At 43.2% G+C, this 22,881-nt stretch carries 22 protein-coding genes; 11 read left to right on the forward strand and 11 right to left on the reverse strand.

The features are described 5' to 3' along the window. Window positions 1-10 precede the first annotated feature (10 nt). Together ettA and FM019_RS19305 are read left to right on the forward strand one after the other, a co-directional pair. Window positions 11-1,678 carry an energy-dependent translational throttle protein EttA gene (gene ettA / locus FM019_RS19300; protein WP_143837710.1) on the forward strand — a complete coding sequence of 556 codons (1,668 nt, stop codon included), beginning with the start codon at window positions 11-13 and terminating at the stop codon, window positions 1,676-1,678. A gap of 95 nt (window positions 1,679-1,773) precedes the next feature. Then, entirely contained in the window at window positions 1,774-2,133 is a 360-nt protein-coding gene (locus FM019_RS19305; RefSeq protein ID WP_143837711.1) for a PilZ domain-containing protein, read from the forward strand. A gap of 29 nt (window positions 2,134-2,162) precedes the next feature. Here FM019_RS19305 and radA read toward each other — a convergent pair whose 3' ends face one another. Further along, the gene (gene radA, locus FM019_RS19310; RefSeq protein ID WP_143837712.1) at window positions 2,163-3,527 is read right to left on the reverse strand and encodes a DNA repair protein RadA; all 1,365 of its coding nucleotides are present in this window, start codon (window positions 3,525-3,527) and stop codon (window positions 2,163-2,165) included. Between the two features lie 136 nt (window positions 3,528-3,663). On the opposite strand from radA, the gene FM019_RS19315 reads away from it, so the two are divergent. Together FM019_RS19315 and FM019_RS19320 are read left to right on the forward strand one after the other, a co-directional pair. Further along, window positions 3,664-6,171: a PilZ domain-containing protein gene (locus tag FM019_RS19315; RefSeq protein WP_143837713.1), complete on the forward strand. Its 2,508-nt coding sequence runs from the start codon at window positions 3,664-3,666 to the stop codon at window positions 6,169-6,171. A 141-nt stretch (window positions 6,172-6,312) separates the two neighbouring features. Further along, complete coding sequence (locus tag FM019_RS19320; RefSeq protein WP_143837714.1) at window positions 6,313-6,744, forward strand: nuclear transport factor 2 family protein; 432 nt, start codon at window positions 6,313-6,315, stop codon at window positions 6,742-6,744. A gap of 76 nt (window positions 6,745-6,820) precedes the next feature. On the opposite strand, the gene FM019_RS19325 is transcribed toward FM019_RS19320, so the two are convergent. Next, entirely contained in the window at window positions 6,821-7,276 is a 456-nt protein-coding gene (locus tag FM019_RS19325) for a hypothetical protein (RefSeq protein ID WP_143837715.1), read from the reverse strand. Window positions 7,277-7,536: 260 nt separating this feature from the next. Here FM019_RS19325 and suhB point away from each other — a divergent pair, with 260 nt between their 5' ends. Beyond that, a complete protein-coding gene (gene suhB, locus FM019_RS19330; RefSeq protein WP_143837716.1) occupies window positions 7,537-8,310 on the forward strand; it encodes an inositol-1-monophosphatase in 774 nt (257 codons plus the stop codon). A gap of 33 nt (window positions 8,311-8,343) precedes the next feature. Here the strand turns inward: suhB and FM019_RS19335 are convergent, their stop codons facing one another. The 9 genes from FM019_RS19335 to FM019_RS19375 all read right to left on the reverse strand — a co-directional run bounded on the left by FM019_RS19335 (window position 8,344) and on the right by FM019_RS19375 (window position 18,736). Then, window positions 8,344-10,224 (reverse strand): M14 family metallopeptidase, encoded by a 1,881-nt coding sequence (locus FM019_RS19335; protein WP_143837717.1) that lies wholly within the window; start codon window positions 10,222-10,224, stop codon window positions 8,344-8,346. Continuing rightward, on the reverse strand, window positions 10,221-11,201 hold the full coding sequence (locus FM019_RS19340; protein WP_143837718.1) for a hypothetical protein: 981 nt from the start codon (window positions 11,199-11,201) through the stop codon (window positions 10,221-10,223). Before FM019_RS19340 ends, FM019_RS19335 begins: the two co-directional genes overlap by 4 nt. A 213-nt stretch (window positions 11,202-11,414) precedes the next feature. After that, the gene (locus FM019_RS19345) at window positions 11,415-12,539 is read right to left on the reverse strand and encodes a GGDEF domain-containing protein (RefSeq protein ID WP_143837719.1); all 1,125 of its coding nucleotides are present in this window, start codon (window positions 12,537-12,539) and stop codon (window positions 11,415-11,417) included. A gap of 206 nt (window positions 12,540-12,745) precedes the next feature. Next, window positions 12,746-13,687, reverse strand: a complete 942-nt coding sequence (gene secF / locus FM019_RS19350; RefSeq protein WP_143837720.1) for a protein translocase subunit SecF — start codon at window positions 13,685-13,687, stop codon at window positions 12,746-12,748. Window positions 13,688-13,696: 9 nt separating this feature from the next. Continuing rightward, the gene (secD, locus tag FM019_RS19355; RefSeq protein ID WP_143837721.1) at window positions 13,697-15,541 is read right to left on the reverse strand and encodes a protein translocase subunit SecD; all 1,845 of its coding nucleotides are present in this window, start codon (window positions 15,539-15,541) and stop codon (window positions 13,697-13,699) included. Between the two features lie 59 nt (window positions 15,542-15,600). Next, complete coding sequence (gene yajC / locus FM019_RS19360; protein ID WP_143837722.1) at window positions 15,601-15,936, reverse strand: preprotein translocase subunit YajC; 336 nt, start codon at window positions 15,934-15,936, stop codon at window positions 15,601-15,603. Window positions 15,937-15,945: 9 nt separating this feature from the next. Then, the gene (gene tgt, locus FM019_RS19365) at window positions 15,946-17,070 is read right to left on the reverse strand and encodes a tRNA guanosine(34) transglycosylase Tgt (protein WP_143837723.1); all 1,125 of its coding nucleotides are present in this window, start codon (window positions 17,068-17,070) and stop codon (window positions 15,946-15,948) included. A 134-nt stretch (window positions 17,071-17,204) separates the two neighbouring features. Further along, window positions 17,205-18,245, reverse strand: coding sequence for a tRNA preQ1(34) S-adenosylmethionine ribosyltransferase-isomerase QueA (gene queA, locus FM019_RS19370; RefSeq protein ID WP_143837724.1), 1,041 nt, complete (start codon window positions 18,243-18,245; stop codon window positions 17,205-17,207). A 209-nt stretch (window positions 18,246-18,454) separates the two neighbouring features. After that, a complete protein-coding gene (locus tag FM019_RS19375) occupies window positions 18,455-18,736 on the reverse strand; it encodes a DUF6471 domain-containing protein (RefSeq protein WP_143837725.1) in 282 nt (93 codons plus the stop codon). A 213-nt stretch (window positions 18,737-18,949) separates the two neighbouring features. On the opposite strand from FM019_RS19375, the gene FM019_RS19380 reads away from it, so the two are divergent. From FM019_RS19380 to FM019_RS19405, 6 genes are read left to right on the forward strand one after another with little or no spacing between them, the layout of a single operon-like run. Next, complete coding sequence (locus FM019_RS19380) at window positions 18,950-19,339, forward strand: YjfI family protein (protein ID WP_143837726.1); 390 nt, start codon at window positions 18,950-18,952, stop codon at window positions 19,337-19,339. 26 nt (window positions 19,340-19,365) lie between these two features. Next, window positions 19,366-20,046, forward strand: coding sequence for a PspA/IM30 family protein (locus tag FM019_RS19385; protein ID WP_143837727.1), 681 nt, complete (start codon window positions 19,366-19,368; stop codon window positions 20,044-20,046). Between the two features lie 16 nt (window positions 20,047-20,062). Continuing rightward, complete coding sequence (locus FM019_RS19390) at window positions 20,063-21,124, forward strand: potassium channel protein (RefSeq protein ID WP_143837728.1); 1,062 nt, start codon at window positions 20,063-20,065, stop codon at window positions 21,122-21,124. Window positions 21,125-21,138: 14 nt separating this feature from the next. After that, window positions 21,139-21,786: a YjfK family protein gene (locus FM019_RS19395; protein WP_143837729.1), complete on the forward strand. Its 648-nt coding sequence runs from the start codon at window positions 21,139-21,141 to the stop codon at window positions 21,784-21,786. 27 nt (window positions 21,787-21,813) lie between these two features. Beyond that, window positions 21,814-22,230 carry a DUF350 domain-containing protein gene (locus FM019_RS19400; RefSeq protein WP_143837730.1) on the forward strand — a complete coding sequence of 139 codons (417 nt, stop codon included), beginning with the start codon at window positions 21,814-21,816 and terminating at the stop codon, window positions 22,228-22,230. Between the two features lie 8 nt (window positions 22,231-22,238). After that, on the forward strand, window positions 22,239-22,850 hold the full coding sequence (locus FM019_RS19405; protein ID WP_143837731.1) for a DUF1190 family protein: 612 nt from the start codon (window positions 22,239-22,241) through the stop codon (window positions 22,848-22,850). Window positions 22,851-22,881 lie beyond the last annotated feature (31 nt).

Below are 22,881 nucleotides of genomic sequence, written 5' to 3' on the forward strand. Positions count from 1 at the left end.
TAGTAAAATCATGGCACAATACGTTTATAGCATGCACCGTGTGGGCAAGATCGTCCCACCCAACCGATTTATATTAAAAGACATTTCTCTAAGTTTCTTTCCTGGCGCAAAAATTGGCGTATTAGGCCTAAATGGCGCGGGTAAATCGACGTTGTTGCGCATCATGGCTGGTGTCGATCAAGAAATCGAAGGCGAAGCCAGACCTCAAACCGACCTCAAAATTGGTTACCTGCCTCAAGAACCCAAGCTTGATGAAAGCAAAGATGTCCGCGGCAATATTGAAGAGGCCGTTGCTGATGTCGCCCACGCGATTAAACGACTTGACGAAGTCTACGCTGCCTATGCAGAAGACGGTGCCGATTTTGATGCGCTCGCTAAAGAACAGGGTGAGTTGGAAGCAATCATTCAAGCAAAAGACGGTCACAATCTCGACAATGCGCTAGAACGCGCAGCAGACGCCTTACGTTTACCACCTTGGGATGCCGATGTAAGCAAACTGTCCGGTGGTGAACGGCGCCGAGTCGCCCTATGCCGATTACTATTGGAAAAGCCCGATATGTTGCTACTTGATGAACCTACCAACCACTTGGATGCTGAATCTGTCGCTTGGTTAGAAAGATTCCTACATGACTATGAAGGCACTGTGGTAGCGATTACCCATGATCGATATTTCCTCGACAATGTTGCAGGCTGGATATTAGAACTCGACCGTGGCCAAGGTATTCCTTGGGAAGGCAATTACTCTTCTTGGCTTGAGCAAAAAGACAAACGTCTGGAGCAGGAAGAACGCACTGAAAATGCCCGGCAAAAATCGATCAAACAAGAATTGGAATGGGTGCGCTCTAATCCCAAAGGCCGACAGGCGAAGAGTAAAGCCCGTATGGCCCGATTTGAAGAACTTAATACCGGTGATTACCAAAAACGTAATGAAACAAATGAACTTTTCATTCCTCCTGGTGAGCGATTGGGTGACAAGGTCATCGAAGTCAACCATTTAAACAAATCTTATGGTGACCGACTATTGATCGACGATTTGTCATTTAAAGTGCCAAAAGGCGCAATCGTCGGCATTATCGGTCCCAATGGTGCAGGTAAATCTACGTTATTTAGAATGCTCAGTGGACAAGAACAACCCGATTCAGGTGAAATTGTAGTAGGCGACACCGTTCAATTGGCCAGTGTCGAACAGTTTCGTGACCACATGAATGAAAATAATACTGTTTATAAAGAAATCTCTGATGACTCAGATGTGATCAGAATTGGTAACTTTGAACTCAATAGCCGAGCATATTGTAGTCGATTCAACTTCAAAGGTACCGACCAACAAAAATTTATTAAAGATTTGTCTGGTGGTGAGCGGAACCGCGTCCATCTTGCCAAACTGCTAAAGGCCGGTGGAAATGTTCTGCTACTGGATGAACCCACTAACGACTTAGACGTTGAAACGTTGCGTGCACTTGAAAATGCGTTGTTGGAATTTCCAGGATGTGCCATGGTGATTTCCCATGACCGCTGGTTCTTAGACCGCGTTGCAACGCATATCATGGATTACCGTGATGAAGGGAAGATCAATTTCTACGAGGGCAATTACACAGATTATGAAGCCTGGCTGAAAGAAACCTTGGGAGAAGATGTAGTTGAGCCTCATCGACTCAAATACAAAAAGATCAGCAAATAATTCTCTCGGTATTCGACAAGTAGAATTCTAAAAGAGCGCAATCGCGCTCTTTTTATGCTTAACTGATAATTAAAATTTACTGAACCTGCACTAATATGGATAAGCGTCAATTTAATCGTGTAATTTATTCGGCCCACGCCCTGCTGAAACAAGAGGGTCGCCAATGGCAGACCGACGTACTCGACTTATCATTAAAAGGTGCATTAATTGCCTATCCCGATGAATTTACGGCCGATCTGGAAAAAACTTTTGAATTAGATATTGAAATGGAAGGAGCCGATCGTCACATTCTTCTCGAAGGCAGCATCGTGCATAGTGCCAATCACTGTTTGGGGTTTCATGCCGAACACATGGATATCGAAAGCATGACAGAGTTAAGGCGTATAGTTGAACTCAATTTAGGCGACGAGACGCTATTGCACCGCGATCTAAAAGCTCTGAGCGAGCATGAGTAAACACGCTCGTTTGCTATCCTTCAACTAATTCATAGCGCGTCCAACGCATCAGACAACCGAGAAACCGCAATCACTTCAATACCGGGAATGGTCTGCTTCGGTTTATTGCCCTTGGGCACGATGGCCTTCTTAAACCCGTGTTTCGCGGCTTCTTGGATCCTTTCCATGCCATTGGGCACAGGTCTTATTTCTCCTGCTAATCCCACTTCACCAAAGGCAATGAGTTCTTTGGCTAGTGTACGATTTCTGAAACTGGATATCATTGCAAGGAGCAGTGACAGATCAGCACTGGTTTCGGATACCCTTACGCCCCCAACGACATTGACAAATACGTCCTGGTCGTTCATTTGCACATTACCATGGCGATGCAACACCGCCAACAACATGGCGAGTCGATTGGATTCTAGCCCCACCGCAATGCGCCTGGGGTTCGCCATCTGCGAATAATCCACCAACGCCTGAATTTCGACTAACAGAGGTCGAGTGCCTTCCCAAACCACCATCACGATGCTGCCCGGCGATTGCTGCTCATCCCTGCTTAGAAAAATCGCTGAGGGATTACTGACTTCTTTTAATCCTTTATCTGTCATCGCAAATACGCCCAGTTCATTGACCGCGCCAAATCGATTTTTATTACCACGTAACGTCCTGTATCGGCTATCACTTTCTCCCTCAAGCATCATTGAGCAATCGATGCAGTGTTCCAAGACTTTAGGCCCAGCAAGGTTTCCTTCTTTGGTGACATGCCCCACTAAAAACATGGCTATGTGATGTTGCTTGGCAAACCGCGTTAAAAAAGCCGCACTTTCTCTTACTTGTGACACGCTACCTGGTGCAGACTGAATGTCTGACACATGCATAACCTGAATTGAGTCGATGACCATGATATCCGGCTTGTGCACAAGCGCCAGCTCGCAGATGGTTTCGACATTGGTTTCAGCCAATACTTTTAATTTGGATGTTGGTAGCCCCAATCGTTGCGCGCGCATCGCCACTTGTTGCAAAGACTCCTCACCTGTCACGTACAAGGCGCTGCGCCCTTCGGCTAGATGGCACATGACCTGTAACAACAAGGTACTTTTTCCGGCCCCTGGCGAACCGCCAATTAGCATGGCTGCGCCGGGTACAATACCGCCACCCAGAACACGATCGAGCTCTTTGAACCCGGCACTAAAGCGCGGTAAAGCTTGAAGATCAATTTTATCCAGTGTGTCTACCTGAGCATGAGTTTGACCAGCATAACCCTTTAGGTTCCGTTCGGGAGTGTGCTTGTCGGAGCTGAGCACTATTTCAGAAATCGTATTCCATGCCTGACAATCATTACATTGTCCTTGCCAGCGAGGGAACTCTGCTCCACAATCGGAACATACAAAAGCAGTTTTTCGTTTTGCCATAAGTTATTGAACTACATTAATTTAGGGTCTTAAGAAGATGGAAAATGGCCATTTAGTTTGTGTCAAAGATTATTCAACCATTGCCGATAACAGAATATCACATTGACGCGCGAACCATAACGAACATTTAACTGGCATGAGTCAAGATTTAGCTGAATACAAAGACATCATTGAGCAGCTCAAACCTATGATCAATGAACCTGAGTTTAATCAGGTTCTATCGCAGGTTGCCTCTAGCGTCGCAAAACAAAAGCGTTTCCTTATCAAAATGGAGCTAAAACGCCTTGCCCGCCCCTGTTTACGTTTAATTGACTTACGTGGCCAAGTCGCAGGCGATTGCAGAGAATATACTTATCAGGGTAAATCACATTATTTGGACGATACCGCGATCGATGTATTTGAGCGTCAAGTACGGTTATTTGGTGAATACACGATGGGCGTATATGAAGCGGTCAAAAATACCGAAAACAGCTATCGTGTAATTTATCAAAAACAACGAGAAGAAGCAGAAAAAGAAGGCACAAACGTTAAACCCGTGCAGCCTCACCATGCACCTGTCTTCCGTTTTGGTGACTATGCCAAGCGCTCCGAAGAGCGGATGAATTTTACCGTTAATATTGAGATATTTACTGAACTTAACAAGAGTATTCAAGCATCAACCATTGATGTGTCAGTGAGTGGGCTGAAAGTTAAAGTAGCGAGTGAACATCTATTCAAGGTGGGCGAGCGGATCACCGTGCAATTTCGAGGTCTGGAAGGTGAATACAATATCGATAGAAAAGCAGGTGTTGGTTATACCATAGTCGATGTAGAGCATAACAAAGATGAACAAAAGCTCAATTTACATAAAAACGATGAGTTGGCGTCTCATGCTTTTGAAGACTTTTTCGAAAAATTCATACACGGTAATAAACGGCGTTACAAAGTCAATATGGACAATACGCTTAACGCCATAAAAGTGAAAACCTATGAGCAGTATTTTATTCCCAACTTTACGTCGGTTCCGGTCTATATCGAACGTATAAATGGTATTAATCGACCTAAATATGCGCTGATAAACGACAGTAATAAAGACCCCCTGTATTTTTGGAGTGATGAGCAATTCGAATTGCGCCTCGGGTACATGTTGAACCATCACCGTATCGAACGTTTGGCTAATGCAACTGGAATTCAACGAGAGACAATAGTCTACGCCTTTAACCATATCAAAGATGAGAAGGTTTACTTCTATTCTGCCAGCCAAGAAGAGCTATTTGAAAGACCCGACCTGATGAAAGTGTTCTTGGGTTACGGTGCTCGTAAGGCCAGTTGGAGGGTTTATAAAGTTCAAATCACCGACATGGATCTCGAACAAACTCACATTCCACTTTCCTTGCCGGATTCCATCAGTAGCGCAGTAAAAAGGCAAAACCAGCCTCCTGCCCCTCGACTCATGGCGCGGTTGAAAAATATACATAACATCGCGTTAATCACGGATATTACCGACGAAGTTGGTACCCAAAACTACGAAAGGATCCCAATTCGTCGCGGTGAAATCTCTCAACTAAAAGTGTTTGGACACCCACGAAACAAGATCCCGCCAGTAGTCCAAATGTTTCGTTTCAAATATCATAATCAACGTAAGGAAACTCGTTATCAGTTGCGCACCAAAGTGTTGCTCAATTTTGGTGATATGACCTTAGAGGGGAGTAGCGAAGACGTATCTACACGCGGACTAAGAGTGGAGCTTAATGACTTTTTTCACGGTGAAGAAAAAGACTTAGTAAAATTGAGTTTCCCTGTTCTACAAAAAGTCACACGCAAATATGAACTGGTTAACCTGCCTTATCGGGTCAAAGGCATATCTTACGACAGAAATGTTTTACATCTGCAGGCCGTCACCGATGCTGTCAATAAAACGGCTCAACGTTTTTTCGATGAACTGATCAAAAACAATCGTTCAAAATTAAAAGCATTCAAAGAAGAAGAAGAAATTCCAGGTATAGGCACTGCCATGCGCAACCTATATGCCAGCAACGTGATCAATACCGCATTTTTTATACGTAAAGAAGGTATTGAATTTTTACCCGATGCTATGGTTACCAGCAATCCGGATAGTCGACTCAATAACTTGTTGGTGTTTGGGGCAGAGCAAGGCAATTACAATTTACACTTTTTATATTCGACTTACGGTGTTGAGCTAGATTTTATTCAGTACACACTGAAGAAAATAAAAACCAACAATAAGCCGGTCATGCGCGAGATATTTGTTGCCTTTGATCCCAGCAAAGAACATATTGATGAAGCAGTGAAAAGTCGTTTTTCCGATCAATTCCATGGTGACAAAGAACGAAAAAATTTCATTTCTCAAGCGAAAGACAATGGTCAATTTATTGCGGTTAAAGTCTTTCTGGCCAGAGCAGGCAGACCAGATTTAGAACAGCTTCAATCTGAATTAAGCTATGTGGGCATATACGCCATCCATCGCGCAAAAGTTCTCGAAGAGCAACTTTGGAACATCATTGGAGTGGGTGATCTGATAGATGTCACAGACGAAGTAATGATCCGTCACCATTTTAGTTTGAAAGAAATTCAAAATAACCATCAAGCTCCTGCTTACCACAAGGTCAAAACAACCAAAGTCGAGCATCTGTTAAAAGCGTAACAACATAATTTGTCCTGCCGTTGCATTGGGTTTTCTGAACAAATTCATCTTCTGTGAATACGCATGTGAATAAGCTTTTGCAGTGTTCATAGTAAATCGTTAGGATTTGTTTAAATTTGCATTCATCACTGAGGGTCCACCATGTCTCGTTTTATTGTTTTAAAAACTGTCTTAGCCACTTTATGTTTCCTTATTTCCAATCTTGTACTGGCAAATTCTTTTGCTACCCCGGAAGAAGCCGTGAATTCATACATCACTGGCGTCAAAACCGGATCGGGTAAACACGTACTCGCTGCGTTTTCTGAGTCGGCTTCGATTCAGTACTATGATGAAGAAGGTAAATTTAATGACTATACCCGTGACGCTTTCGCAAAGTTAGTCGACACAGGCAATCAATGGAATGCAAAAATACAAATTACCGATATGAAAAGAACCAATAAAGCGGCTAATGCTACCGTTGAGTTTACGTGGGGAGAGAATGGCAAAAAAGGGTACGTTGACTATTTGAACCTCATTCACAACGGCGAAAGCTGGCAGATAAGTGACAAAGTGGCCCATTTTATTGAGCGATAATTATAATTACCCAAATCATAGATAAACAGTAGTTGTAAGCACAACCATTTATTCTGGATTGGGGTTAATTAGCCTATTAGGGCTGCATATTAAAGATTATCTGCCACACTTTTAAGTTTCCTCGAGCATCTCGTTTAAAAACAAACATATTTTTCGTTTCAAAAGCAAAGACATCTTGTGAATCATTGGGTCGAAATGTGCCTATAGCGCGCCCTCTTGCAATCACTACGTCTTTGAAAGAGGTCATTTCTATTAATTCATGTTTAATTATGGTCGTACCACCCTGCCAATTCTGGATGATGTGCTGCTCGTATGCTGACTTACCAATAACTGCGGGGTGATTGTGAGGCATTAAAACGATATTTTCATCAACATTCTCTAGGTAAGTCACTAGCCCTTGAGCGGTTTGGTTGTCCGCTGCAGAAAATATTTCGAGCACCTGAGATTTATCGCTGTCCAAGTCAACTTTCAGCCCTGTACTGCTGCACCCCATGGTGAACAAGCATAGCAATATAATGATAATGTTTTGCATGGAAAAACTTCCCTTTTCTTTCGGCTAAGTGTTTAGTCAGGTTAATCATGTACCAATTACTTTGCAGCATTTTATCTGTATCAGTGTATAAATAATACAGCCCATATTAGACTTAGTTCATCAATTTTATAAGCTGTACATTGAGACTAGATACGACTTAAATATTGCATCCTTCGGGAAAACTGGTAGACTGCGCGGCGAAATTTTGTGCAATGCATTGGCATTGCGCGGCAACGTTCTTTTAAAATTGGTGGAATCTTATGCATCCTATGCTGAATATAGCTGTGCGCGCTGCGCGCTCGGCCGGAAACGTCATTACACGTGGATTTGAAAATCGCAGTGACTTGTTGACTGAGAAAAAAGGCGAGAACGACTTCGTCACTAAAGTAGACAAGGAAGCTGAACAAACCATTATTTCCAAAATTCAGCAATCCTTTCCTGATCACAGCTTCGTTGGCGAAGAAGGTGGCCTGGTAGAAGGAGATAAAGATTTCCAATGGATCATTGACCCACTCGATGGTACGACCAATTTCATTAAAGGCATCCCACACTTTGCTGTTTCTATCGCGCTTATGCACAAAGGTCGCATTGACCAGGCAGTGGTTTTTGACCCGATTCGTGGTGAACTTTTTACCGCCAGCAAAGGTGCAGGCGCCCAGTTAAACGGCTTTAGAATACGTACAGGAAAAGCCAAAGACTTAACTAATACCACTCTCGCAACCGCATTTCCTTTCAAAGATAAAGCGCAAAGCGACGAGTCTATTTCGCGATTTACTAACATTTTCAAACAATGCGGTGATGTCCGTCGTTGTGGTTCTGCTGCGTTAGATTTAGCTTATGTAGCGGCGGGCCGCTATGATGGTTACTGGGAGCGAGGAGTGCAACCATGGGATATTGCTGCAGGCGAGCTATTGGTCAGAGAATCAGGCGGTTTGGTAACGGACTACACGGGTGGCAATGACCCGCTTTATAAAGGTGAAATAGTCGCTGGAAACCCCCGGGTAGTGCAGTCATTGGTTAAACATCTAAAGTAGCCTCTAGCCTGTTTTTTCATTGAAGGGAGATGGTTATCTCCCTTTTTTGTGCCCAATTGCAGATAATCGTCGCCGTGCTATCACTATCAACAGCATCAACATGCCCATTGGTAAGGCCCCACCTCCTGAAGATGAACTAGGTGTCGGAGACGGTGTCGGTGCAGGAGTCGGCGTAGGCGTCGGAGGAGGTGCTGATGGTGCGAACAAATCACTACCATCATCAATGAGTCTAAACGCCTTATTTGTACCTCCCTGATCATTGTTACTGTTTCCATTGCTGTCTTCGTAATCAGACCAACTGCCATTTTGCCAATCTGCAATGGTAGATGTATCTGCATCCAGATTTTGACCCGTGAAATCTTTTGCAGTCGCGGATAAGGATAGCAAGGTGTGTGCACTCCAATCGAAATTACTGGGCAGACTAAAGGGTTGCGAGAATGTATCGGTTTTATAACGGCTAAACTCGTTATCCACCAGCCACTCTCCTTGCGAGGTATCCATGTCGTAGACAATCTCTTGCGCATCAATGGTCCCTGTTAATTCAAGTGAAATACCTATGGGATTGGACAAATTAGAGAATCCAACCACTTCTCCGTTTTCAAGTTGTCGCATAGGTTTGTTGAATCGCACAAACAGTTGATATTGCTCTTCGCCTTGCAAAGGCTCAGTACTCGAAACGTTAAGAACTCGCTCTTCACCTTGTTTGACAAATTGTCCGACAAATACACTAACTTGGTCCCGAGTGCGAACAATCTCTAGCCCTGTTAATGATGGAGGATAGGTCATGGCATACAAACCAGCCATGGTCGCATTAGTCGTTTCTGTGCGCATACGCGGCACTTCAGCATTTGGCAAAACAAATCCGCTGTGGGAAACACCCGTGCCACCATATTCAGCATTAGATTGTGCAGGTTCGGTCTCTAACGTGTAGGAAATCGCCTGATAAGTGTTGGCGAAATATTCGTCCGTCAAACCGATACCAACATTCGCTGGCGTCGGATCGTATTCATACTTAAAATTGTTGGCCGCACGCATGATAAGAGCGATTCGATCATTAACAGAGTTACGCCTGCTATTGTTTGTATAAGAAGCAAAATATTTTTGCGTAAAAGAGTGGGTATCAATGTAAAAGCGCAACCGGTCTTCTCCTGCAACCGTTGCACCTTGTTGTAACGCCTGGGTTTCAGGCTCCGACGCTGGACTGGCACCATGATACACCAAGCTTGAAACGTCATTTGAACTACTATTGCTGGTTGCCCAATAGGGAGCATTGTTCCGATTCAAATCGATACCGTTTAAATTGTCGCCGAGGGTATCAATGTCCTCATCTACATCGCGCATATTTTTGCGCCGCATACGTCCATCTCGTGGCGTAGAAGAGGTGTCAGTGACCAGGTTTGGAAAACGTTGGGTTTGTAAAAAGCCATCAATATTCAATACGGGAATAACCACAAAATGCATATTTTCCAAGAGAAATTGAGCAAGATGCTGATCGCCTTGATTATCAAACAAATACTCCATGTATCCTGTTACCGCTTCAGGCGTCTGCCATTCTCGGGCGTGAATTCCACCATTAATTAGTGCTGAGCCTTCCCTATCTCCATTGATAGTCACTGTGTCAGCATCACCTATACTGTAAGCAAAAATCGCTCTTCCATTGACGGTTTGACCAATTTGTATTTGTGTAAACAATTCAGAGGCGTCCGTCATTTGCACATGTCTCAGATTTAGACTGTTATAGGTACGAAAGCCAGGGATCGGGGTCAGTGAATCCACTGGAATAGGAACTACTAAGCCAAGAGGAATGTTGTTCGGTCCTGTTTCAGTATTCGTGTAGGTAAAGGTGACAGCACTCAGTGAAATTGAAAATGCAGCCAATCCCCAACACAATATTTGTAAGGAAAATCGAGTCATAGGGATTCTCCTTTTTTAAGTTGCTTCTTAGCTGCTTTTGCCAAACTTGAAGCGTCGCTATCATAGCGTTTTAGCAATGCAGTTCTAAACTCTTCGTCTTTGACTTTTTCCAATGCAGTGATAGCGAACCATTGCGTTGAAGGCTTGTGCAATGCGTTTTTAATCAAGGTTTGTGCGCTTAGTTCGTGAGAATAATGAGTCGCAAGGGCAAGTATTGCTTGAGAAGCTAGGTCAGAATTACCCAAGGCTAAATCGAGTTGGGCAATTGCACTAAACGAATCAGATGTTTGAGGTAATTGTTGATAATACTGATAGGTAAATTCATCAGCGCGCCTTTGTACTAAATACCCAACTAATTCCAAAGAATAATTTTTAGTTAGCAACACTGTGAGCGCATGATTGTCAGGTAAACTAGGTAACAAATCAGCATTGAGCCATTGCGCTGAAATCCTTTTTGCTTGTTCTGGCGACGTCGTTTTTAACCAATGGATGAGCGCTGCATAATTGGAAGTCTGCGGCTCTAACCAGTTAGTCCATTCAACCGCATCTTGTTGCCACTGCTGGGACAACACTGTAGCCAAGTGTTTTACATTTAGTAGACGAATAGTTGACTTGGCAGAGCGAGAAATTGTAATCAGGTCTAAAAGCTTCTCTGGGTGATCGTCCAAGTACCCAGATAAGGTGAGATCACTTTTCAGCATATTGTCCAACCAGTGCTTTTGCCCTGCGTTAACTTGTTCTAGCTCAGAGAGTTTAGTTAACCACAAATGGCTGAGAACCGCTCTGTCAGCATCGTCAAGTTTGTCCAGTACGTTCTGGATCTGGTCAACAGATTGCAATTTAACAATGTCAGACTTCGACTCGTTCCAGTAAGATATTTTATCCCTTAGTTGATTTTCAGAGACGATTTGGCTCAACGCGCTATTCGTCAACAAACAGTACATGCCGAGCATCGTTATATAAATAAGCGTTTTCATATTGCACCACACTTTTTCAATGACTTAGCCCCTGAGATGGTTGGCGTAAGCATTGTTTTCATAATCAAAGTTACTTCTTGTCAAAGTATTAACCTACACCTTTATCTACGAATTGTGTAGTAGTTGGTCATTGTTTTCATTGAGTAAACAGGCAAATATTGGAAGATTTGCTGACTTGGTAAGGCCTTGTATCGCAAGACATTCAGGGTTCGACTAATTGCTTCTGCTCGCAAACAGTTTATTTTGTACTTCAGTGATACTGGATTGAATGTCGGTAAATTGGGTAATACTTGTGACACCGGTTTTTACAACAATGGGTTCGGAACAATCGATTGTGTCTATCGGTAAATTTGAAATTTCCAATTCAATGCGCTCTGCTATGAGCTCTGCGCCATTTTCTCTTGTCTGTGGCAACAACAACACAAAGACTTCACTGGAGAATCTGGCGATAAAATCTTCTTGTCGCATTTCATGTTTCAAAACTTCCGCGACCCGCTTTATCAATTCGTCGCTCGCTTGCTGACCACCCTGCTTTTTTATCGTTAAAAAATTCTCGATATCGCACAAGATGATGCTGATTGGAAATTGATGACGTTCTGCTGCACTGAGAAATTTGTTGGCTTGCTCTATGAAATATTTTTGATTGTAAACACCACTAACTGGATCGATGCTAGAACTACTTTTTAAGGTAAGCAGTGAGTCGTTGAAGAGCGTGAACATGATAGCTGCAAACATCAAAAAGGTGATAGCGTTTTGACTAACAAGCATTATATTCAAAAACATGACTGAGCTAGACGTCGCTAAATACGAAATAGGAATACTCAATACATTTAGTGCCGCGACTAGTGTTGCAATACTAAGTAACCGCCCAGTTTGCGAGTTTTTTTTACGAAAACGGCTAAATAAACTCAGGGCATAAAGTAAAACCGCTGTGACATTTATGTAGATAAGGGCCAAGCGCAATATATCGTATTCTGGATAGAGAAAACTAAGAGTTGTTTGCGCACCGGTGAAGAGCCCAATGTGAAAAAGCACCAGTGGAGTATTAAAATTAATTTCTTGTTTATAACGCCAGAGTAACGCAAATACAATGCAGTAGACCGACACTAAAATGAACCCGTTTGTAATCGCTACAGACAATTCCAAGGGAACGAAAGGTCGCGCAGCATAACCTAAATGGCCAATGACACTATATAAAAAGTAAGCGCTAAAATAACGCAGTGAATTTCGTTGAAAACGATTGTTTTCAATTGGAACAAGGCGTAAAAGCCAAAATGCAATTGTGCAATTGATGAGTAGTAGCGATGCCAAGAAGCCTGTCGCTGTTGTTATTTCCACAAATGTTACTTATTCGATTAATCTCCCCCTAGATTAGAACAAATTTTGAACATTTTAAACTAAAAGTTGTTATAACCAATTGAATTATAGGGTATTTTTTTACTCCCCCTAAGGCTGGAAATATCGCCATACACACCTAGCATCTTGAAAAATAACCATAAAAAAAGGTCGAATAAATTCGACCTTTGCGTTTCAGTCTTCTGTTTTTATGGCATGGGATCTAAATCCGCGCCTTCTTTTTCAACAACAGTCGGCATTAGGTCTTCTTTGCTGATGCCTAACATCAATGCAACTAAACTGGCCACGTAAATGGAAGAATAAGTACCAATTACTACACCAAATAACAGGGCTGTAGCGAAACCGTGGATCAGTGCACCACCTTTAAAAAACAACGCCAGCAATACCAAAATGGTCGTCAAAGACGTAATGATCGTTCGATTCAAAGTTTGGGTAAGCGAGATATTAATAATTTCTACTGGCTCACCTTTTCTGATTTTGCGGAAGTTTTCACGGATGCGGTCTGAAACAACAATAGTATCATTGAGCGAATAACCAATAACCGCTAACACTGCCGCCAAGACCGTCAAATCAAACTCTAATTGCAACACCGAGAATAAGCCTAAAGTAATAATTACGTCGTGAGCCAACGCGGTAACAGAGCCCAAGGCAAAACGCCATTCAAAACGCATTGCAACGTAAATCAGAATACAGATAAGCGCAGTTAGCATTGCCAAACCACCTTGCTCTGTCAGCTCTTCACCTACGTTTGGACCAACAAACTCAATGCGGCGCATATCAACGTTATCGCCTGTAGCTCGAAGAGTCTTTAGCACCTCATCGCCAACTTCTTCGGCTTTAACGCCTTCACGAGGCGCCAGTCTGATTAAAACATCTTCACTGCTGCCAAAGTTTTGCACAACTGCATCACCAAAACCGGCACTTTCCAGATTGACACGAATTTCGTCCAATTTAGCCGGTTGATCATAACCGACTTCAATCAGGGTTCCACCAGTGAAATCCAATCCCCAGTTCAGTTGATTAATAGATAAACTAACCAAAGAACCAATGATAAGCAGGCCAGAAAGTATCATTGCAGGTATCCGCAATGACATGAAGTTCACATTTTCTTTTAATTTAAGTATTTGCATTGCCCGCTCCTAAATCCACAATTTCTCGAGGCGTTTGCCGCCCCAAACACCATTGACAATAGTGCGGGTTAAAATAATGGCCGTGAACATCGAGGTCACAATACCTATCATCAGCGTGATAGAAAAGCCTTTGATAGGGCCAGTTCCCACTGCAAAAAGTATTAATGCAGCGATAAAGGTCGTGATGTTGGCATCCAATATTGTCGAGAAAGCGCTATCGTAACCATGATGAATCGCCTGCTGAGGACTTCTGCTGTCGCGCAGCTCTTCTCGGATCCTTTCAAAAATGAGTACGTTCGCATCAACCGCCATACCAACGGTTAGCACTATACCTGCCATACCCGGTAAGGTTAGGGTTGCTCCTGGAATCATAGACATCACGCCGACAATCATAACCAGGTTGGCAGTCAGAGCGACGTTGGCAACAACACCAAATGCTTTGTAGTAAACCAACATAAAAGCAAGCACCAACACAAAGCCCCAAATGATAGCTTGCATTCCCAAATCAATGTTTTCTTGACCCAAGCTTGGCCCAACTGTTCTTTCTTCGACAATGGTAATCGGCGCGATCAATGCGCCAGCGCGAAGCAACAAGGCTAAATCGCGCGCTTCTTTAGGCGAATCTAATCCAGTAATTTCAAAACGGCTACCTAACTGAGCGCGAATAGTTGCTACGCTCACCACTTCCCGTTCTGGAACAAATATTATTTTGCCATCGGCATTTTTTTCATTGGTGGCTTGGTATTCAATAAATACCGTTGCCATGGGTTTACCAATATTTCCTTTAGTACCCAAGGACATTTTGCTGCCACCCGCTGAGTCCAATGAAATTGAAACTTTCGGCATGCCGTATTCATCTACACCACTATTTGCATCGATAATATGGCTACCTTCAAGCATGATGTCTTGCTTAAGCAACTGAGGTACCCCTTGTTGATCGTTGATCAATTCGGAGCCCGGTGGAACCCGTCCATTAACAGCGTCGCGTACATCATGATCAAGATCGACCATTCTGAATTCAAGGGTCGCGGTGGCGTTGAGAATTTCTTTAGCGCGCGCAGTGTCTTGGATACCTGGTAATTGCACCACGATACGATCCGCACCTTGACGCTGTATTAAAGGCTCAGCCACACCAAGTTGGTTAACCCGGTTGCGCATGATAGTAATGTTTTGTTTGACCGCATAATCACGAATCTCGGCTAATTTGGTCTCCGACATACTCGCAACTAAGGTCAACTCTCCTTGTTCCACTATAGTGATATCGGCGTTGCGGTTCTTGAGGAAAAATTCTGCTTTTTCAAGGGTTTCTTGGTCGCGAAACTGAATCTGAACTACGTCATTAACAATGGAAACCCGTCGATAGCGTATTCTCTCTTCACGCAAAGACGTTTTAAAATCACCTTCCATGTCCTTTAGCGACTTAGTCATTACCGATTGCATGTCCACTTCCATCAAGAAGTGCACACCACCGCGCAAATCCAAGCCAAGCTTCATGGGTGTGCCGCCTAGATTGTCCAACCATTCTGGCGTATCTGGGGCAAGATTCATTGCCACAATATAATCTCGACCCAAGGCGCTTTCCAACGCTTCTCTGGCCAATCTTTGTGACGAATCGTCATTTAGTCGGATAAGAATTTGTTCGTTCTCTAAGGCAACGGCCTTAGTTTCTATACCCGCTTTTTCTAGTTGAGCGTTGACACGATCAACCAGGTTCAAATCAACAGTGGAATCTTTAGCTGCTGAAATTTGAACTGCGTAATCCTCACCATAAAGGTTCGGGGAAGCATAAAGCGTGCAAACGGCAACGACCATTAACACCATTATGTACTTCCACAGGGGAGTTTGATTTAACACTTAGCTTTCCTTCACTACAAACGCAAAACGGGAAAACCGATGTTTTCCCGCTTTTCAAATTAGATTGATTTCATTGTACCCTTTGGTAACACTACTGAAATCGCACTTTTTTGTAAGACAATATTAGTGTTGTCGTTCAGTGCAACCTCAATAAAATCTTTCTCTTCATTTACTTTTGTCACTTTTCCGACCATACCGCCTTGGGTCAAAATTTCATCCCCTTTACCGATGGAGGAAATAAGCGCTTTATGCTCTTTTACGCGTTTTGCTTGAGGGCGATAAAGCATAAAATAAAAAATCAGGCCAAATACACCCAATAAAATTAGCATTTCAAAGCCACCGCCTTGCCCGCCACCTGCTTGTTGTGCGTAAGCATTGGAAATAAATAAACTCATAAATTCCTCTTATTTTTGTTGTTCTAATGCCGGTACGGGCATATTTTTGTCAGCATAAAATTGTGCAACGAAATCATCCAGTTTATGTTCGGCTATCGCGTCACGTAAACCTTGCATCACGCGCTGGTAATATCTCAGGTTGTGAATCGTGTTCAATCTGGCGCCGAGTATCTCATTGCACTTATCTAAATGATGTAGATATGACCGTGAATAGTTTTTACAAGTGTAACAATCACATTTTTCATCAAGTGGACCAGTATCCGTCTTATGCTTAGCATTGCGGATCTTGATCACTCCATCGGTAACGAATAGATGCCCGTTTCTCGCATTTCTAGTTGGCATCACGCAATCAAACATGTCAATGCCTCGACGTACGGCTTCAACAATGTCTTCTGGTCGTCCGACACCCATCAAATATCTGGGTTTGTCTTGTGGGATCTTGTGTGCGGTGTGATCTAACACTCTTATCATGTCTTCTTTGGGCTCTCCAACCGACAATCCACCGATGGCATAACCGTCAAATCCAATGTCTTCGAGTCCTTTTAATGATAGGTCTCTAAGACCCTCATACATACCACCTTGAATGATCCCAAATAGGGCCGAAGGGTTACCCTGATGCGAATCTTTGCTACGTTTCGCCCAGCGCAAAGATAACTCCATAGAACGACGAGCTTCAGCCTCAGTCGCTGGGTAAGGCGTACATTCGTCAAAAATCATCACGATGTCAGAGCCCAAATCTTTTTGCACTTCCATGGATTTTTCAGGGGTCAATAATATTTTTTCACCGTTTATTGGCGAACGAAACGTCACGCCCTCTTCAGTGATTTTGCGTAAGTCGCCTAGGCTAAATACCTGGAAACCACCGCTGTCGGTGAGAATAGGTTTGTCCCAATGCATAAAGTCATGCAAATCACCGTGTTGCTTCATAATTTCTGTGCCAGGACGCAACATAAGATGGAAGGTATTTCCCAAACATATGTGAGCACCGGTATCTTTTAACTCTTCTGGCGTCATGCCCTTTACGGTGCCGTAGGTTCCTACCGGCATAAACGCAGGCGTCTCAACAACACCACGTTCAAACACCAACCTTCCCCGCCGAGCATTGCCGTCGGTAGTTTCTAATTCAAATTTCATTTTTTACCTTCTCGATTCCTGCATACCGGAAAACAGTCCAGTGCACAAAACAGCGGGGATTATAAAGGAAACTGTGCTTGGCTGAAATCGCCAATCGACGATATTCAGCACAAACTTTGTTATTGAAGGAATTTTTAGGCTTTTTCTATCAACATGGCATCGCCATAACTAAAAAATCGATACTCTTTCTCAATTGCTTGCTGATACGCGTTCATTACATTATCTCGACCCGCAAACGCACTGATTAGCATAATTAGTGTTGATTCAGGTAAATGAAAATTGGTCAACATCGCGTCGACAACTTCAAATTGGTAGCCGGGATAAATGAAAATTTCGGTGTCTTCAAAAAATGGCGCCATAGGCTTCCCTTTTTTCACCGTAGCTGCTGCCATAGACTCTAATGAACGTACTGAAGTTGTGCCAACGGCGATGACACGCTTTCCACTGGCTTTAGTCTGGTTTATCGCATCAACGACAGTTTGTGGAACCTCGGCATATTCCGAGTGCATATGGTGTTCTTCAATATTGTCGACTCGAACCGGTTGAAAGGTACCCGCGCCGACATGCAAGGTCACAAACTCCATGTTGACACCCTTTGCCTTAAGTGCAGCTAAAATTTCATCGTCAAAATGTAGCCCTGCTGTAGGTGCTGCGACTGCACCGGGTTTTTCCGAATAAACGGTCTGATACCGTTCTTTGTCAGAATCTTCATCAGGACGATCTATGTATGGTGGCAATGGCATGTGCCCGTACGCTTCAAGTAGCGCCAGGATAGGTTGGTCATTGAGAACACGTAATTCGAATAATTGATCCCGTCGTTGAACCATTTCAAGCTCAATGTAACTTTCCAATTTGAGTACGGTACCGGGTTTTGGTGATTTGCTCGCTTTTACGTGAGCCAGAAGGGTTTGCTCATCAATAATTCGTTCTACAAGCACTTCAACTTTTCCGCCCGTTGCCTTTTGCCCTAATAATCGAGCGGGGATAACTCGCGTATTATTAAAAATAAGTAAATCACCCGCATCAACGTGTTCGACAAAAGCGGTAAAATGGGAGTGATTAACTTCTCCAGACTTGCCGTCGAGACATAGCAATCTGCTTGCGGAGCGTTGTTCAGTTGGGTATCGAGCAATTAACTCGTCAGGTAAATCGAAGTGGAAATCAGATACTTTCATTGTGTTCCTAGCAGGTTTACTAAATAAATCCAGGCATTTTAGGTATTATAAAAAATACCTTTTGTGCGTTGAGCATACCCTCAAATGCTTGAGTTAAAGTGCAGATAGGCTAAATTATAAACACTTAATTTTTTCGACGTTTCTCCCAAACGAATTTATGCCCGACATCCCCTGTCGGGCTTTTTTTTACTTTTTTTCTGGAGAAAAATTCACTCATTATCCAAACTGACACCCATATCAGCAAATATTTCGACAATTTCGTCTCTGTCTATTTTACGCATATTAAGCACAACCATGATTTGTAAAAGTAAATCGGCGCCTAATATCCCTTTATTCACTTTGTTGCGCAGATTATCTGCACTTTGATTGACGTCTACTTTGGCGAGGCGCTCACTCAAGTCTTGGTACTTAACTCCCCGCTTTGACATTTCAGCCTTGATAATACGTTGGACGACCTGGCGCCAATTGGCGCTGCTATTATTACTTGACATTGGCAACCTACACCTACAATCTTTTTGTGACTTATAATTTACATTAGTGACGCATTTTAATCAATTGGTAAAAATAAAAATTGACAATCCTATCCTATCTTGACTATTATCTGCACCGTTGCAAAAAAACTTACAATTGATTTGATTACTGATCATGTTTTTTCGTATACAAAGGTAACATACTATGGTCATAACACTGACAGGAGAGTAGGCATGACTTGGGACCTTAATCAACTTGAGACCCTTTTTACTGAGAATGACGACCTTGTGGTCACTCGCGAAGAAAACTGTTTAATGATCGCTAATGCAGACGGACTCGATGCATGGCTAGCCATAAGTGGTGAGCAAATTATTGTGGAATCGTTATTGTTTTCTACTTCGGAAGTAAAAGACAAAAACGCACTAAATGAGGAAATACTCAAGACACACATGCTCTTCCCGCTTACGACAGTAGGGATTTCAACGGTCGCTGACGAAGAATATTATGTCGCGTTTGGCGCACTGAGTTCTCAGTCTAAAGCGGAGAGTGTGATGATAGAAGTAGCAACGCTATTTCATAATGTGGCGGCGTTTTTAGATGCCTACCAAGATCATTTACGTTAATCGAATGGATTAATTAGGAGAATTTTATGTCAGTTTGGAGAAAATTAGTCACTGCAGTAAAAGGCGGTGCGACGGAAGCTGCACAAAACGTGGTAGATAGCCAAGCAATCCGTATTCTTGAACAAGAAATTCGTGAAGCGAAAGAAGAATTACGCAAGTCTGATCATGCGCGCACGCAAATTTTGGCAAAGTGCAAACTCGCACAGCAGAAAGTCGACAGTTTAAAAACATCGATTGCACAATATGAAGAGCATGCACGAAAAGCAGTCGACACAGATCGTCAATTGGCGCTTGACTGCGCACAGAAAGTGTCTGATTTAACTGTGGAGTTAGAGGGTGAGCAAGCCTATTTGGATCAATTTACTCAATCTGAAAAGCAGCTCGCTGGAAACATTTCGCAAGCCAAAGCCAACCTAAAACGACTTGAACAACAAGTTGACATGGTCAAAGCAACCGAATCCGTGCAAAAGGCGCAAGTGGCAGTGTCTTCTCGCCACATGGGTGCCAATAGTAAGATGAAAACGGCTACCGAATCCCTTAGTCGTATTCAAGAAAAACAGAAACTTAGAAATGCCGAATTGGAAGCTGCAGAAGAGTTAGCCACTAATGAGTCGTCAGATGATTTGGAAAAGCGCTTGGCCGAGGCTGGCATACACGGTGGTAAAAGTTCTGCCGATGACGAATTGAAGCGGATCCTAGGACAATAAGGAATACCTAAACTCTATGTATGTGCTGAACAGAGTACGCAAGGTTTTCTCACGAGTATTCTCAGAAATGCGCTGGTACAGTATTGTACTGGCGCTTTTGTTTTATGGCTTTACCAGTTGGGGCCTGTTAAATCTTGCAGGTGAACATGACTTACTCGACAGCGGCAACTTTGTCTACTGGCTAGTCGTTACCGGCTCAACAGTCGGCTATGGTGACTTATCTCCAAGCACCGAACTTGGTAAATACATAGTTTCGTTCTACGTCATTCCACTGGGGCTTAGTATCTTTGCAATGGTGTTGGGACGGATTGCAACCTGGGTGTCAATGCAATGGCAAAAAGGAGTCAAAGGTTTGAAACCTCTATCTACAGAAAACCACGTATTAGTTATTGGTTGGAATGGTCAACGCACGATTCAGTTACTGAATTTACTGCTCAAAGAACGTGCCGAAACCGACTACCAACCTGACATTGTTTTGTGCGCAAAAGCGGACATAGACAACCCTATGCCGGATAAAATCGAATTCGTTAAGGTGAGTTCTTTCAATAGTAATGCTGAAATGGACAGGGCCTGCGTTGCTCAGGCGTCGGTCATTGTCATGGACAATGAAGAAGATGATGTCACTATGACTACAGCTTTGTATTGCAGCAAACGCAATCAAGATGGACATTTAATTGCTTACTTCAAAGACGAAAGTTTGGTTGAGCTATTGCAAACCCACTGCCCGAACGTTGAATGCACACCAAGTTTAGCGGTTGAAATGTTGGCAAAATCTGCGTTTGATCCCGGTTCCAGTCTGCTTCAATACGATTTATTAACCGTGCAAGATGGCCAAGCCCAGTTTTCAATAGAAGTTCCCAAAGAGCTTCCATCATTGCGTGTTGAAGATGTATTTTTAGCGCTCAAACGAAAATACGACGCTACCTTTATTGGGTTTTTACCGCCGGAACGACCAGCAACGGTCAATCTCAATCCACAGCTTGATGAACCGCTAAAGCCTGGATACAAGCTATTTTATATTGCACAGCAACGGATCAAACAATTCGATTGGCAGGCATTATCGGCAACGAGTGCCTAGCAGGAGTCAATGTCATGTTTTCAAAACTCTTTGGTAAAAAAAAGATATCGGAAAAACCCAAAGCACCAGAAATAATGGGCTTATATTTGGGTGGTTCTTTTGAGTTGGATGATTTGAAACTCAAACTAATTGAACCGTCATTGACCATTGAAGGTGCAGCGAGGCAACATTTAATTCAGGCAGTAGGAGAAGCGCACCTCGATACCGGTGGAAAAATTTTGCGCTTCTATACCGACGATGATGCGTTTTTACAGGTGATCTTAGATGGTGGTGACACAGAAAATCATATTACAGATGTGAAACTCTGGTATTTTTATGAGACCAAAACCATAGGGTCTGATAGTCAGTGGCAAAACGTCATGAGTAACAGGGTTTCCCAACCAAAATACCAACTTAATGGCCAAGATTTTGATAGAGTCTGGGACGCTGTAGGTGAAGAATCGCCACCGGTAGCAATGACGGAAAAAACCTACGAGCTAGATGGGGATATCAGTGAAACCGATCAATTTGTCATGCTCTATGAACGAGCCATAGACAATGATTCTGCAGAAACGCTGCTAGTTAGTGCAGAAGAAAAAATAGTCAACAATAACTACGACCGCTGTCTAGTGGTGAGTACGGGCTTCGATGTATTGCCCTCAGATATCCGAATTAATGGTTAAGCAAAAATAAATCACGAGGAAAAAAAAATGGATGCAATACTGGATTCAATAGCGGGGCTGGGAGATTTTGCCATTTACTTCGGCATTTCAATCGTCTTACTGTTTATTTTTAAGCTCGCGTATGCAGCAGTGACACCCCATGACGAATGGAAATTAGTTAAGGATGATCACAACACGGCCGCCGCCATCGGTTTTGGTGGAGCAATTTTAGGTTTTAGTATTGCCTTGGGTGGCGCTGCATCGAACTCGGCTTCACTGATTGATTTTGGTGTTTGGGGTGTGGTTGCCTTGGTTGCACAAATCCTAGCATTTTTGCTTTTACGTTTTACTTTTATGCCCAAAATTGCTGAGCGTATTGATAATCAGGAAATTTCTGCGGGTGTCATGCTAGCGTCAATGTCAATAGCTGTCGGTGTTCTAAACGCAGCCTGTATGACCTATTAGGAGGATATATGACACGCAAACGCAGTGCTCAAATCAACCTAAACAGAATGCGTAAGCATTTTGTCCCTAAACCACTTGCCATAGGTGTGACATCAGTATTTTTAGCTGCTTGTGCAGATGACAGGCAGGATGCCGTGATTTATAAGGATGCGCTCGAGTGTACGAATGCCAACCCTGAACACGCACAAACCTGTGAAACCGCCTATGCTCAGGCGCTTGAAGAAGCGCAACGTACTGGTCCGAAATATAACGGCCGAAACGACTGTGAAAGCGATTTTGGTGCAAATCAATGTTACGCCGTTCAACAAAACTCAGGTTCTTTTTTCATGCCCCTTATGGCTGGATATATGATTGGCAATTTACTCTCGCCTAGTCGCTATTATTATCAACCTATGTTCACGTCTTACTCACCCTACTCTTCCTATCGGTACCGATGGTTAACTGCAGACGGTTACGATTACGGGGATTTGCGTAAACGCCGTTATAAAGTCAGGCCTGATGCGTTTAAAGCTAAGCCTACGGTTTCTCGCACGATCAAGCGTGGCGGCTTTGGCTCTTCTGTTAGGGCTAAATCGAGCTGGGGCAGTCGAAGTGGCTCAAAAGGCGGCTGGGGCGGATAACACACTGAAAAAAATGACCTTTTGAGCATAA

The sequence above is a fragment of the Aliiglaciecola sp. M165 genome (genome assembly GCF_007197995.1).
Classification (GTDB): domain Bacteria; phylum Pseudomonadota; class Gammaproteobacteria; order Enterobacterales; family Alteromonadaceae; genus Aliiglaciecola.

Excerpts from the sequence above, each read along its gene's own strand:
- ettA (WP_143837710.1), top strand. The coding sequence starts at position 11 with ATGGCACAATACGTTTATAGCATGCACCGTGTGGGCAAGATCGTCCCA.
- FM019_RS19305 (WP_143837711.1), top strand. The coding sequence starts at position 1,774 with ATGGATAAGCGTCAATTTAATCGTGTAATTTATTCGGCCCACGCCCTG.
- radA (WP_143837712.1), bottom strand. The coding sequence starts at position 3,527 with ATGGCAAAACGAAAAACTGCTTTTGTATGTTCCGATTGTGGAGCAGAG.
- FM019_RS19315 (WP_143837713.1), top strand. The coding sequence starts at position 3,664 with ATGAGTCAAGATTTAGCTGAATACAAAGACATCATTGAGCAGCTCAAA.
- FM019_RS19320 (WP_143837714.1), top strand. The coding sequence starts at position 6,313 with ATGTCTCGTTTTATTGTTTTAAAAACTGTCTTAGCCACTTTATGTTTC.
- FM019_RS19325 (WP_143837715.1), bottom strand. The coding sequence starts at position 7,276 with ATGCAAAACATTATCATTATATTGCTATGCTTGTTCACCATGGGGTGC.
- suhB (WP_143837716.1), top strand. The coding sequence starts at position 7,537 with ATGCATCCTATGCTGAATATAGCTGTGCGCGCTGCGCGCTCGGCCGGA.
- FM019_RS19335 (WP_143837717.1), bottom strand. The coding sequence starts at position 10,224 with ATGACTCGATTTTCCTTACAAATATTGTGTTGGGGATTGGCTGCATTT.
- FM019_RS19340 (WP_143837718.1), bottom strand. The coding sequence starts at position 11,201 with ATGAAAACGCTTATTTATATAACGATGCTCGGCATGTACTGTTTGTTG.
- secF (WP_143837720.1), bottom strand. The coding sequence starts at position 13,687 with ATGCAAATACTTAAATTAAAAGAAAATGTGAACTTCATGTCATTGCGG.
- yajC (WP_143837722.1), bottom strand. The coding sequence starts at position 15,936 with ATGAGTTTATTTATTTCCAATGCTTACGCACAACAAGCAGGTGGCGGG.
- tgt (WP_143837723.1), bottom strand. The coding sequence starts at position 17,070 with ATGAAATTTGAATTAGAAACTACCGACGGCAATGCTCGGCGGGGAAGG.
- queA (WP_143837724.1), bottom strand. The coding sequence starts at position 18,245 with ATGAAAGTATCTGATTTCCACTTCGATTTACCTGACGAGTTAATTGCT.
- FM019_RS19375 (WP_143837725.1), bottom strand. The coding sequence starts at position 18,736 with ATGTCAAGTAATAATAGCAGCGCCAATTGGCGCCAGGTCGTCCAACGT.
- FM019_RS19380 (WP_143837726.1), top strand. The coding sequence starts at position 18,950 with ATGACTTGGGACCTTAATCAACTTGAGACCCTTTTTACTGAGAATGAC.
- FM019_RS19385 (WP_143837727.1), top strand. The coding sequence starts at position 19,366 with ATGTCAGTTTGGAGAAAATTAGTCACTGCAGTAAAAGGCGGTGCGACG.
- FM019_RS19390 (WP_143837728.1), top strand. The coding sequence starts at position 20,063 with ATGTATGTGCTGAACAGAGTACGCAAGGTTTTCTCACGAGTATTCTCA.
- FM019_RS19395 (WP_143837729.1), top strand. The coding sequence starts at position 21,139 with ATGTTTTCAAAACTCTTTGGTAAAAAAAAGATATCGGAAAAACCCAAA.
- FM019_RS19400 (WP_143837730.1), top strand. The coding sequence starts at position 21,814 with ATGGATGCAATACTGGATTCAATAGCGGGGCTGGGAGATTTTGCCATT.
- FM019_RS19405 (WP_143837731.1), top strand. The coding sequence starts at position 22,239 with ATGACACGCAAACGCAGTGCTCAAATCAACCTAAACAGAATGCGTAAG.